Raw genomic sequence first — 12,597 nt, 5'->3', positions numbered from 1 at the left:
TTCAGCGAGTTATGAGCGTTTCCACAGGGTTATGATCACTTTCAGCGAGTTATAAGCGCTATCGCAGAGTTATGATCACTTTCAAAGATTTATGGTTCTTCCCCATAACTGGTGAGTAGCCAAGATTGTTCGTATCTCTCGACATGTGTACTCTTTATGCATAGAAGTAGCCTTCGCTTGGAGTGAAAGCCGGCGACTCCTGAGGGAACAGCGAAAGCCGTAACAAAGAACGGCTTTTGCGAGTAAAAGCGAAGCGTTAGGAGCACCTGTTTTCGAAGACCCCGACGAGGAGGCTGAAATCGAGCCCCTCGGAAGCGTCCGGCTGCAACGTAAAGCAAATTCTGAACGATTACTCCATATTTCAATTCATTAATCGAGCTTCCCTATACATGCGTAAGACCTGTGGTGAGGATCACTTTGTGCCATTTATGAGCATTCAGCTAGCCCAACTCACTTAATCCCCTTCAGTACGGACACGGTATCCCCGTTTTTATCCACAACTTTAACGAGTCCTACACCTTTTACATAATAATTTTTGTAGCCGGTGGAAGTGGACACTTCGACTGCGTTTGCGAAAGTTTTGTATGGGGTGACCACCGTTTTATGCACTGCAGTGTACGTACTTTTCTCCTGGTAATAGCTCCATGACTTGCCCGTTTCGATTGGATATAACAGCTCCGTGTAGTAATCGGATTTCAGGAGGCCTGTTGCAAAACCTTGGTAACTTTCATCCTCGATGAAGTATTGGCTCTCGCCTGTTTTCAAGTCTTTCTCTTGCCAAACGAATCCTAGTTTACTCCCTGAGATTTCAAGAGTACTGTTCACATAAGTGAGAAGGCGGTCTCCGGCAGCTCCTCCATATGTGTATTGCTTCGTTTTGTCATGAGCAAACGTGTCTGCAATCGCGGAACGCTGCTTGAAATCAGCAGAAAGTCCGCGCGCCAGGAATGCTGAAAATTGTTCACGGGATACATTGCCCGTCGGCTTGAACGTTCCGTCCGGGTATCCTGCGGTAATCGATGCTGCTGAAATTTTGCGGATGGAGATTGCAGCTCTCATATTGGGACCGACGTCGCTAAACAGAAATTGGGAAGTGAACTGCAAGTCGAACGTACGGTCCACGATTGCCGCCATGTCCCCGCGGGATATCAACGCGTCCGGTTTAAAAGTTCCGTCCGGATACCCATTGATAATGCCTTCTTTCACAGCGGATGCAATGTAACCACTTGCAGATGAATTCTTCCCGACGTCTTTGAATTTGGTCACACGCTTTGTACCATCCAACTTCAGTAAACGTCCGATGAAAATTGCTGCTTCTGCGCGAGTGACTTCTTTTTTAGGCGCAAAGGTGCCATCTGTATAGCCTGAGATGACTTTTTTTGAAACCAGGTATTGGATTTCATCATGGAACCGGCTCGATTTCGGAACATCCGGGAAACTGACAGCGGCAGCGGCAGGTTGTGCAGTCAACACAAGGGTGCAAATCAGGACAGCTAGCATCGTCATTATTCGTTTCATGTACTCACTCCTTCAATTAATGGTTATGTCCAGTATAGCAAACTAAAAGCAGGGGAATAGAAAAAACGCTAGCTTCATGCTAGCGTTTTAAGGTTATTCCATCGATTTCAATTCAGTTACTACATCGCCATTTTCGTCAAGCGTCTTCACGTGCCCGACACCTTTGACGTAGTAAGAGATGTATCCAAGATCAGAAGTGACTTCAACTGCATTCGTGAATGTTTTAAATGGTGTTTCCACAGTTGCCGTTACACTAGTAATCTCATCTACGAGCGTTTCTTCTTCATCGATATACCAGCCTGCGCCGACTTCAATCGGATAGAGCAAGTCTACAGCGCCATCCGAGAATGGGAATAACGTAACAAGTTCATCCGCTGTTTCTTCCTGGAAGAAGTAAATGACTTCTCCTGTTTTCAAGTTCGTATGCTTCCATGCAAATCCTGCATAGTTGGGAGCGTCAAAGCCTTTAAGACCTTTTTGGAATACTGCCTCCACATCTCCAGTAGGGGTTGCATACACATAGCGCTTCGTCATATTCAACGCATAGCCTTCATTTCCCACAGCGCGCTGCTTGAATTCAGGGCTCATCCCTCTTGAGAGGAAGGCGGAAAATTGCTCACGAGTGACTTTTCCATTGGGGCGGAACGAATTGTCTTCATATCCCGTTGTAATGTACTCGCCTGCAATATTATAAATCGCTTCACTTGCTTTCATGTTCATCCCGACATCATTGAACTCACGGATGCTTCCGAACTCCAATCCGAATACACGGCTTAAAATGATTGCCATATCTCCACGGATAATTTGTTGGTCTGGACGGAACGTGCCATCCGGGTAACCGCCAATGATCCCTTTCGCTGCTGCTGATGCAATATAGCCGCTTGCTCCGGAATTTTTAGAGACATCTTTGAATTTCGTATCGCGCTGCGTGCCATCCAATTCAAGCGCGCGGCCAATCATGATCGCGGCCTCACCACGGGTTACATTCCGTTTCGGCTGGAAACTCCCATCCGGGTAACCACTGATTATTTTTTGCTCCACTAAAAATCGGATTTCATCATGAAACCGGTTTGACGCTGGTACATCAGGAAAACTTACTGCCGCCGCAGCGGGCTGCAAGGATACTACTAGAGAACCTACTAAAATTGCAACTGTCATCAATAACTTCTTCATACACACACTCCTCTTTCTGGATAGCTTTATTATAGCAAACTATTACAAATAAAAAGCAAGAATTTTTTCCCACAAAGTATTACGATTATATGTCATATAGATCCGTAGAGTGAACCTGCATGTACGAAGTGGAGTGATAGACTCCCCACTTCTGTTTTATATAATTAAATCATAGCAAGCGAGTCCGATCGACAAAGTGAAAAAAAGCGTCAGCTCAAGGCCGACTCTATTCATCACTTCACAGATTTCAATTCACGTACTACTTTTCCTGCCGGGTCTATTGTCTTAACGCTGCCCACACCTTTTACATAATAGGCTTTGTAACCCGTTTGAGAAGTCGTTTCCACCGCATTTGTAAATGTCTTATAAGGCGTTTTCACAGTTTTAGACATGTGGGAAATCTTAGCTGTCCCTTCACCCTCGCCGTTTAACCATGGAACACCAGCTTTAAGAGGAAACTTCAAGTCAGTGTAGTATTCAGAGAATGGATAACCGGTTATCAATTCCTCCGAAGTTTCTTCTTGCAACGAATAGTCCACTTTGCCTGTCTTCAGATTGGTATCTTTCCAAGCAAAGCCTTTGTAATCTGGAGCTAAATCATGTTGAATCCCTTGTTGGAAGACGAGCTGGTGATCCCCCTCAGGCGTGCTAAACGTATATTGTTTTGTCATGTTAAGGGAATATCCGTTATTCCCCACCACACGCTGTTTATAGATCGGACTCATGCCTCTCGCTAGGAAAGCGGAAAATTGCTCCCGAGTGACAGTGCCCTTCGGTCGGAACGTACCATCACTATACCCAGTTGTGATATATTCGCCAGCAATATTATATATTGCATCACTAGCTTTCATATTAGGTCCTACATCTTTAAACTCTCTTACACTTCCGAATTCCAAGCCCCATGTGCGGTCTAGAATAATCGCCATATCCCCACGCGAAATGCTCTGGCTTGGACGGAACGTTCCATCTGGATAGCCACCAATTATCCCTTTGTCTGTTGCTGCTGCAATATAGCCGCTAGCACCATAATTCTTCGAAACGTCTTTAAACTTCGTTTCCCGTTTAGCCCCATCCAGTTTCAGCATGCGACCAATCATGATAGCCGCTTCTCCGCGGGTCACATTGCGTTTTGGCTGAAAGTTGCCATTTGAATAGCCGCTGATGATTTTTTGGTCCACTAGATAGTTGACTTCATCGTGGAATCGGTTCGATTTTGGAACATCCGGGAAACTTGCAGCTGCTGCGGGTTGTGCCCCCAAGACTAGTGATAGCGCTCCTGCTGCTATAATCGCTGTGAATTTCTTCATCCTTATTCCTCCTTTTATTGGACTGCATATGCAATGGCTTATTGGATAGATTTCAATTCAGAGATTGTTTCACCTGATTTCGCGATAACTTTCACTGATCCGATGCCTTTGACGAAATAATTTTTCATCCCATCATTGTCCGTCACTTCGACTGCATTCGTGAATGTTTTATAAGCGGTTTTAACCGTTTTGTTGACTCCTGTAATGGTCTTTCTGTCTTCCATATCATAGCCAGTCTGCCATGTTGAATTGATCTTAACTGGATAAGCGAGTTCCAATACCCCACTCGATATAGGATATACCAGCATGAGTCCTCTTTCTGATTCATCCTGTGCCAGATACGTTATTTTACCAGTCCCTGAATGTTTGAACTCCCAAAGGAAGCCTGTGAATGGTACTTGTGCAAACTTAGTACTCACTTTTTTATAAGTCACATGCAGATCTCCGTCAGATTGGCCATACACATAGGTTTTCGTGAGGTCGTAGGCGTAACCGTCTTTCATTTGAGTACGCTGTTTGAATTCCGGGCTAAGACCGCGTGCGACGAATGCTGCAAATTGTTCGCGCGTTACAAGTTCATTCGGGCGGAATGTTCCGTCCGGATAACCAGTTGTAATGTAGTTGCCCGCCATGTGATTGATGGCTTGGGAAGCTTTCATGTTAGGTCCGACATCTTTGAAATCCCTTTTACTGCCTAGTTGCAAGTCAAACCCACGAGAGTGGATGATTGCCATATCTCCACGGGAAATCGATTTGTTCGGCTGGAATGTACCATCCGGATAGCCTCCGATGATTCCCTTCTCTGTGGCAGCAGCAATATAGCCGCTTGCTCCATAGGTTTTCGGCACATCCTTGAATTTCGTATTACGTTGAGTTCCATCTAATACAAGCGTTCTACCTATCATGATCGCTGCCTCCCCGCGTGTCACATTACGCTTCGGCTGGAAGCTGCCATTTGAATAGCCGCTGATTATCTTTTTATCCACTAAAAATTGAATTTCATCGTGGAACCGATTTGATGTTGTTACATCCGGGAACTTAGCGGCGGCGGCTGCAGGCTGTACAGCAAGAACGAGTGTTAGTGTCAGCATGGTGATCATTGCAAAAAAACGTTTCATTTGAACTCCCCTAGTATTCATATTTGGTAAATTCAGTATACCATTTCATTTCCAATCATTCTATGGATTCCAGGAATTTGTTAGTAATTATCCACTAGATTACTAGATGTCTATGTCAAATGGCATACTAAAGCGCCACCCTTTCCGCGTCCGGATCGAATGGCGCCTTGTCAGTCTATGCAATGAAGCGCTGTAATGATTACTAGTTTTTAATCAGCAATGGAGCCGATACGCTTAGTGTATTGCCCACTTACGAAGAAATGCTCCTGTGAGCAAAGTAAGAACGCTGATCAGCAGCATGCCCGTTCCATCCAGCAATCCACCCGTTTGAGGCAGCTTTGTCATCATCGGATTAGAAGTCGACCCCTCCCAATTAAATCCGATTCCAGATTGTGCAATTGTCGGATTCCCTGTCATGGAACTGTCTTCGTCTGTTCCGTTGCCGTTGGACATGCCGTTAACTGAACCATTGCCATCAGACGAATTTCCAGGGATGGTTGCGGATCCATTTTCTTGCGGAAGCGTTCCATCCTCTTGGCCGGAGTCTGTATCAGGTGTTTCACCAACAGTACCGTCTTCGGTGCCATCAGGAGTTGTTGTACCGTCTTCAGACTCGCTCCCCCCATTATCAGGGTCGGCTGTCCCTTCTTCAGGCATTCCGTCGCCGTCATCCGGATTATCGGGTACTGCCGGAACGGTCGGTACAGCTGGAAAAAGTGGTACGACTGGAATAACTGGAACGCTCGGTACAACCGGAACCATCGGAATTACTGTATCATCGTCTGGCGTAGTACCTGAATCTCCATCGCCAAGAGTAGGTACTTCCGTTTCTGCTTCAGGCGATTCGACCGCTGCGGCTACGAATGTTTCACGAGTGAGCAAGTCAAGATCGAGTGCTCCGAGCAACGGCAAGTCGAGTGTGATCATGCCGACTCCTTGTTTTTGGTAAGTACCGTCTTCTGTAGTCTGCTCTTTATTCGCTAACAGTTTGATAGCTGTATCTCCAAGCAATTTGTCCAATAGCGTCAACTGCAACAATCCGTTTGAACGCTCGGTCTCCTCGTCTGCTTGATCCATATGATTATCGAGTACCCCTAGGTGCAGTCCGCCCAGACCTAATAAATCATCGAGGATGACGTCAACTACGCCTCCGTCTTTCATGAATGAACCATCTTCTTCTACCGCTACATGGTTATCCAATACGCCGACGTGCGTCTCTTCCAACGCGCCTCCGAGTGCTTCGCCGATTGTCGCGTCAACTAGGCCTCCGTCTTTCGTGAATGAACCATCTTCTTCTACCGCTACATGGTTATCCAATACGCCGACATGCGTGTCTTCCAACACGCCTCCGAGTGCTTCGCCGATCGTTGCATCGACTACGCCTCCGTCTTTTGTGAATAAACCATTTTCTTCTACTGCTGTATGGTTATCCAATACTCCGACGTGCGTCTCTTCCAACACGCCTCCGAGAGCTTCGCCGATTGTCGCGTCAACCACACCTTCATCTTTCGTGAATGAACCATCTTCTTCTACCGCTACATGGTTATTCAATACGCCGACATCCGTGTCTTCCAACGCGCCTCCGAGGGCTCCGCCGATTGTCGCGTCAACCACGCCTCCGTCTTTCGTGAAGGAACCATCTTCTTCTACCGCTACATGGTTATCCAATACGCCGACGTGCGTGTCTTCCAACACGCCTCCGAGTGCTTCGCCGATCGTTGCATCGACTACGCCTCCGTCTTTTGTGAATAAACCATCTTCTTCTACCGCTACATGGTTATCCAACACGCCGACGTGCGTCTCTTCCAACACACCACCGAGTGCTTCACCGATTGTTGCGTCGACCACGGCTTCGTCTTTCGTGAATGAACCATCTTCAGCAACCGCTGTATGGTTATCCACAACACCCACATGTGTATCTTCTAGAATTGGTGCGTCGTCAACAGTCACTTCGACTAACGACTGGTCCACCTGCTTAGATCCATCAGCATCCGTTTTCACTTGGTTTTCTGCAACACCTGCATGAGTATTCCCAAGTAATTCAGATTCTGTTAGATCCGCTTGGACCACTCCTTTGTCGACTGTTGTCACGTTGTTTTCTTGACTGACTTTCTTTGAGACAACATGGGCAGTTGTCTGGCCAGCAACAGGCAACTTTTCTGCTTCAATAGTTACAACCGCTGCACTTGACTCACTGCTTGGGTCGTCCTTGCTGGTATTCTTTGAAACTATGTCTGCTTGAACCGATTCCGTCAATGCGGTGTCTACTTTCACAGTAGCTACTGTAGCCGTTTCAGAATCCGCTTCCTCATTTTTCGTCTTGGAGACAGGAGCCACATCCACTTGCAGATCCTCCACAAGTCCGTCTTTCACTTGGACATTCGCAAGCGCTTTCTCCTCTGACTCGGATTGCTTCGGCAACTGTACCGAAACGTCTCCTACAATTGGAAGATTCTCCAGCTGAATATCCAGGACAGTGGTCTTCTCTTCCTGTTGCTCCTTGTTCAGTTCACCTTCGTCTGCAAAACCAGTAACAGGCATAGCTACGAGTACAGCACCAGCAAAAGCCGTCATTCCAACAGTTATCATCCAATTCGTTTTCATATATCTCTCTCCTTTTTTATCGTTTTTAGATAACGTATAAAAAAGGAGTGGACTGGGGTGGTTGTCCTGGTGGTGCGTGACTGCATTGAAGCATTCCTAAAAGATCCTCCAAAACCCATTTCTGTCTGACGATTTCTGCGTTCAAGAGCCAATCATCTGCGAGTACTGCACCAAGTCCGCTAATTCCGCTTGAGGTCGACGGGGCCGACACACTTATCGAAGAGGATCCCGTAATCAGTGGGACATCAGACATCAATGTGCTGCTGTTGGAAGGTTCCAAAGGGGTGGCTTGGCTTGAAATGGTCTTCAACGTCTTGCTGTCTGTTGAAGACGGCTTTGTTTGCTCGGCATTGCGCTCCATTGAAAACTGGTCCTCCATCGCTTTTGCATTCTGTAGTGATTGGGAATCGGGTCTTTCAGTTACATGACTTACTTTGACTTCCAGGGAATCGGATGAATCGCCTTTTCCACTTTCATGTACAACAGATTCCCTTTGACGATCCACATCCGGTTTAGCCTCTGGACGTTTCTCTTCCGAAGGCAGTTCCGTTTCAGGTTCGTTCACTCCTGGCAAAGAGGATTGGCCTTGGCTCGGCTTCCCGGTCACGACCTGCTGATTCGGTTTTTCTGCTGGAAGTGTCGGAGATGGCTCTTGATCATGACCCGCTTCCTCGACAGGCTTCACTTCTGCCGACGGGGGGGTCCCTTTCTCCGGTTCTTTTTTGAGAGGTTTCGACACAGTTTCCGTGACAGTTCCTACCGTATTATCTACTGTATGCTTCACTTGCTCCGTCACCTTTTCAACAGTCTCCGTTGTTTTATCGACAACAGGCGTGACGACAGGTACTTTAGGAAGCGGTTTTGTCACTTTTACAGTTTCGTTCGTAACAGTTTGCACTGTTTTCGTCGTTTGCTCGACAACCGGAACTGACTTCTCCACAGTTTCCCCAACGAAGTTCGTCGTGTTTTCAACAACTGCTTTCACTGGCCTTTTCTGTTTCGGATCCGTGACAGTGTTGACGGTTTCTGTTGTCAGGTTCACTGTCCGTTCAACAGTATCGCCAGTGAATTTCACCGTTTCTTCTACAAGATCCCCTGTAGTTTTCACCGTTTTGTCCACAGTGCCCTTCACTTGTTGCAATAATCCTCCAACAAGCCCTCTTTTCGCTTTTTCTTCCTTTTGAGTCTCGGGGCTTTCGTTTGCATGAACTGTAGTTGGTAATACAATCAGAAAAAAACTAGTACATAAGACTACTATGAAGTTGCGCACGTATTCACCTCCTTTGTCTTCTATGTAAAGGATTTTCAATAGTGAGAATCCCATATTACCGCTCTTACCCATCCAGATATTTCCTAAACCTTTCAATTCCATTACATTTCAACAAAAATGTAGCCTTACGCAGTTTCATACAGTAAAAAGAATTTTGACTCACAGTATTGTTTTTGTTTTTTGTATTCCTCATTATATTTAACTACTATTCATTTTGTATAAAACCCATTTTAGTAGTCCATACAAACTAAACCTATGATACTATATAATTAACAATATTTTCATATGTCAGGAGGATTATTCATGTATTGTCATCATTGCGGAACACAAAACGAAAAAGAAGCGAAGTTCTGCTCAAATTGCGGAAAGTTATTGAAACTGAAAAAAACAAGGGGTTGGATGCTGCCAGTCGCTCTCAGTTCATTGCTTGTGTTAATCGGCTCAATTGCCGGAATCGGATATACCGTAGATTGGAATTATGGAAAACTCTTTCATCTGTCAAATGATGAAACGTCTCCGCGGATTAAGGAAGTAGCGGTCGAAAAAGAAAAGCCGTTGAAACCGATCACTCCCCAACAAATTCAGACAAAAAACGTGAAACCCGATAAAGAGAAGACGGAAGTCATCAAAGAATCGCTGCCGCGTGTATTCACTATATTCACGCGTGATGGTCTTGGATCAGGCTTCCTTTATAAGAAAGGTGGTCTCATCGTAACGAATGCACACGTCGTTGCAGGTTTCACTGATGTCGTCGTGCGAAACTCCGACGGGAAAGACGCAGCTGGAAAAGTCATTGGCATTTCAGATCGGTATGATGTGGCGTTGATACGAGCAGAAGGATACAACACCCTGCCTCCACTTCCAACGGAGAGCCAGGAGACACCCATCGGTACGGAAGTCATTGCGCTCGGAAGCCCGCAAGGATTTGAGAACTCGGCGTCTGTTGGATATTTGACCGGTTTGAACCGTGATATGGAACTCGGGTTTGTCTATGAAAAGATCTATCAAATAGATGCACAAATCGACAGAGGCAGCAGCGGCGGGCCATTATTGGATGCGAAAACCGGAAAAGTGATCGGGATCAACTCACTGCTGTACAAAGAGAACAATCTATTCGGTTTCTCCATACCGATGCACAGCGTAACCGGTCTCGTGGACGGCTGGATATCCTCGCCAATGAGTGAAACCGCTGTCGCTTCATTGTTTGGCGTCTACGACAGTTACACCGCCAGCACGGACTATGAAAGTGATGTTGCTTACGATGATGAGTACACCAATTTCTATCAGCAGGATGATGGTATCGGATACGATTCTGGAGAGGAATATGAAGAGGTTGAATCCTACGAAGAAGACGGATTCTATGAAGAAGGTTTTTACGAAGAGGACCTTCGTGAGTTCATGATGTCTTTCCGGGCAGAATATGAATTGTCCATACAGGCTGGGGATTATACGTTTCTTTCGGGTTACTTACTGCCAGGAGCTCCGAGCACAGCAGAGTTCCAAAAATTCATCCAGGAAGTCGCTGCAGATGGAAGGACCTATCAGTTTTTCTCAAATGACATCACTGCGATCACGATCGACAGTGACAAAGCTTTTGTAACGATGGATCTTTCCTATTCCGTAACGGGTAGTGATGGTGAAGAAAACGTTATCGATAAGACAAAGACCTATACTATCGTCTCAGACGCTGAAGGGTTCTACCAAATCAGTCATGTAGTCGATAATTGACAGTGAAAAAAGCAGATGCACGCTCCATCTGCTTTTTGTTTCGGCTTCATTTATCTATACGTTTTGCCATGACGATCAACCGATGCTTATTGCTGTTATGAGGATAGCAAGTAACGAGGGACAGTTTTGCGATACCCGGCTCCTCCGCAATGGCATCCACTTCTTCAGGAAGCACGATCCGCGTCTCATAGACTTCATACGTTTGCGTTTCCTCTATTGTCTCGAAGTCGAATCGGCTGCCTTCCTGGAGCTCATCCAATCGGTTGAAAAATTGTCCGAACACGTGCGACTGATGGCCGGCAATCGCGTAACTCCCATCTTGGTCGCCCGGTTCATATGCACTTGGAATCGCTCCGAACCCACTATCCAAAATTTCGGGTGTTGCTCCATAAGAAACTGGCGCTTGGATTTCGATTTGAGGGATTTTCAATATGCCGACCAGGTCACCGAGCTCTTTTTTCCGCACTTTTTTTGCCGCTGCAGGTTCTTGAATTTGCTTCGGCGAGCCCTCATTTTTCATCGGTTCTGTCTGTACTTCCGCTTTCAAATTAGCGAAGGCATCGAGCTGCTGATCACGGATATTTTCCGTTCGTTTCGTTCCTGCAAACTGCCAGACGAGCAGACAGACTCCTGCCAGCAGCAGGAAATTCCCAATCCAGCGACCTGCCTTCTTCATTTGTCCCCCTCCTCTTCACTTAACAGACTCATTATAGAAACATTCCCCGAATCCGTCATTCCCAACCAATTGATCTTTGTCCCGGAGTCCTCGAAGAGCCTGCATGAAATGCAAAACCCCCACGCTACCAAACTGAATTGGTGACGCGGGAGCTCGCAGCGTTCCTCTTATTTTTGCAGACTCGCTGCATACGCATTGACATCAGAAATCGTCGGGCTCGTCATGTAGTGACCTCCGTCCACAACAAGCAATTGGCCTGTCATGAATTTCGAGTCATCCGATGCCAAGAACACAACTGTGTTTCCGATATCTTCGGGTTCACCGTGGTAAGGAAGTGCATTGTACTTCATAAAGATTTCACGTACCTCATCAGGCAAATTGTTTTTAGCAGCTGGCGTCAAGATCAGTCCTGGCGCAATCGCGTTACAACGGATATTATCTTTACCATATTGAGTTGCAATGTAGCGAGTCAAACCAGTTACGGCCGTTTTTGAAGCGCCATAAGCCGAACGGATTGCATCTCCAGCTACTGCAGCAGTTGAAGCTGTGTTGATGATAGAACCGCCACCTGCTTTTTGCATATGAGGAATGGCAAAACGAGCACCTAGCAAGACACTCTTCAAATTGACATTCATCAAGCGATCCCACTCATCCAGATCGATATTGACAACATCCAAATCCTTTTGAAGATTCGTTAACCCGACGTTGTTGAACATAATTGAAATTGAACCATACGTATCCACAGTGAATTCGACAGCTTCCTTTATGGATTCTTCGTTGGAAGCGTCTAAAAAGATTGCTGAAGCTTCGCCGCCGTTAGCTTTGATTTCCTCAGCAGCCACTTTTGCGCCTTCAATATTGAAATCACCGATCACCACTTTTGCGCCTTCTTTGGCAAGTAATTGTGCAGAAGCAAGACCGATTCCTGAAGCGCCGCCTGTAACCAATGCAACTTTCTGTTCCACTCTACCCATTTATAAAAACTCCTTTTATGTGGTATGCAATCATGGATGACTGTAACCCCGTTAGTAGTAATCAACGATGAATACTTTAACATAAAAATAGTTTCGGTGTTACTGTTTCGCTCTCTTTTCCTGTGTCAGTTTCCCATCTAAATCAAGAAGTTTTTATGAGCTGATTTGTTCACAATTGAAATCCGGAATTTTTTCTATCGCCACATAAAACTTCGCATCCATTTAGTCC

General features: G+C 46.0%; 9 protein-coding genes. 1 reads left to right on the top strand and 8 read right to left on the bottom strand.

All coding sequences use genetic code 11. The features are described from left to right. Positions 1 to 450 precede the first annotated feature (450 nt). From ABE021_RS04820 to ABE021_RS04795, 6 genes are all read right to left on the bottom strand, one after another. On the bottom strand, positions 451 to 1,518 hold the full coding sequence (locus tag ABE021_RS04820) for an S-layer homology domain-containing protein (protein WP_430287160.1): 1,068 nt from the start codon (positions 1,516 to 1,518) through the stop codon (positions 451 to 453). 93 nt (positions 1,519 to 1,611) lie between these two features. Next, positions 1,612 to 2,691, bottom strand: coding sequence for an S-layer homology domain-containing protein (locus ABE021_RS04815; protein ID WP_430287158.1), 1,080 nt, complete (start codon positions 2,689 to 2,691; stop codon positions 1,612 to 1,614). A 233-nt stretch (positions 2,692 to 2,924) separates the two neighbouring features. Continuing rightward, a complete protein-coding gene (locus ABE021_RS04810; RefSeq protein WP_430287157.1) occupies positions 2,925 to 3,998 on the bottom strand; it encodes an S-layer homology domain-containing protein in 1,074 nt (357 codons plus the stop codon). Positions 3,999 to 4,036: 38 nt separating this feature from the next. Beyond that, positions 4,037 to 5,116 (bottom strand): S-layer homology domain-containing protein, encoded by a 1,080-nt coding sequence (locus tag ABE021_RS04805; protein WP_430287156.1) that lies wholly within the window; start codon positions 5,114 to 5,116, stop codon positions 4,037 to 4,039. Positions 5,117 to 5,350: 234 nt separating this feature from the next. Beyond that, positions 5,351 to 7,720 (bottom strand): hypothetical protein, encoded by a 2,370-nt coding sequence (locus tag ABE021_RS04800; protein ID WP_430287155.1) that lies wholly within the window; start codon positions 7,718 to 7,720, stop codon positions 5,351 to 5,353. 25 nt (positions 7,721 to 7,745) lie between these two features. Continuing rightward, positions 7,746 to 9,062 (bottom strand): hypothetical protein, encoded by a 1,317-nt coding sequence (locus ABE021_RS04795; RefSeq protein ID WP_430287154.1) that lies wholly within the window; start codon positions 9,060 to 9,062, stop codon positions 7,746 to 7,748. A gap of 231 nt (positions 9,063 to 9,293) precedes the next feature. Here ABE021_RS04795 and ABE021_RS04790 point away from each other — a divergent pair, with 231 nt between their 5' ends. Then, on the top strand, positions 9,294 to 10,718 hold the full coding sequence (locus ABE021_RS04790; RefSeq protein ID WP_430287153.1) for a trypsin-like peptidase domain-containing protein: 1,425 nt from the start codon (positions 9,294 to 9,296) through the stop codon (positions 10,716 to 10,718). A 46-nt stretch (positions 10,719 to 10,764) separates the two neighbouring features. On the opposite strand, the gene ABE021_RS04785 is transcribed toward ABE021_RS04790, so the two are convergent. Then, positions 10,765 to 11,394 carry a class D sortase gene (locus tag ABE021_RS04785; protein WP_430287152.1) on the bottom strand — a complete coding sequence of 210 codons (630 nt, stop codon included), beginning with the start codon at positions 11,392 to 11,394 and terminating at the stop codon, positions 10,765 to 10,767. A gap of 167 nt (positions 11,395 to 11,561) precedes the next feature. Further along, positions 11,562 to 12,368, bottom strand: a complete 807-nt coding sequence (locus ABE021_RS04780; RefSeq protein ID WP_430287151.1) for an SDR family NAD(P)-dependent oxidoreductase — start codon at positions 12,366 to 12,368, stop codon at positions 11,562 to 11,564. Between the last annotated feature and the right edge of the window lie 229 nt (positions 12,369 to 12,597).

Source organism: Sporosarcina gallistercoris (assembly GCF_050459885.1).
GTDB classification, from domain to species: domain Bacteria; phylum Bacillota; class Bacilli; order Bacillales_A; family Planococcaceae; genus Sporosarcina; species Sporosarcina gallistercoris_A.
Note: the sequence above shows the minus strand (reverse complement) of the source record. Positions and strands in the feature narration are given on the sequence as shown.

Coding starts and splice junctions, on each gene's coding strand:
- ABE021_RS04800 (WP_430287155.1), bottom strand. CDS start 7,720: ATGAAAACGAATTGGATGATAACTGTTGGAATGACGGCTTTTGCTGGT.
- ABE021_RS04810 (WP_430287157.1), bottom strand. CDS start 3,998: ATGAAGAAATTCACAGCGATTATAGCAGCAGGAGCGCTATCACTAGTC.
- ABE021_RS04805 (WP_430287156.1), bottom strand. CDS start 5,116: ATGAAACGTTTTTTTGCAATGATCACCATGCTGACACTAACACTCGTT.
- ABE021_RS04790 (WP_430287153.1), top strand. CDS start 9,294: ATGTATTGTCATCATTGCGGAACACAAAACGAAAAAGAAGCGAAGTTC.
- ABE021_RS04785 (WP_430287152.1), bottom strand. CDS start 11,394: ATGAAGAAGGCAGGTCGCTGGATTGGGAATTTCCTGCTGCTGGCAGGA.
- ABE021_RS04815 (WP_430287158.1), bottom strand. CDS start 2,691: ATGAAGAAGTTATTGATGACAGTTGCAATTTTAGTAGGTTCTCTAGTA.
- ABE021_RS04820 (WP_430287160.1), bottom strand. CDS start 1,518: ATGAAACGAATAATGACGATGCTAGCTGTCCTGATTTGCACCCTTGTG.
- ABE021_RS04795 (WP_430287154.1), bottom strand. CDS start 9,062: ATGGGTAAGAGCGGTAATATGGGATTCTCACTATTGAAAATCCTTTAC.
- ABE021_RS04780 (WP_430287151.1), bottom strand. CDS start 12,368: ATGGGTAGAGTGGAACAGAAAGTTGCATTGGTTACAGGCGGCGCTTCA.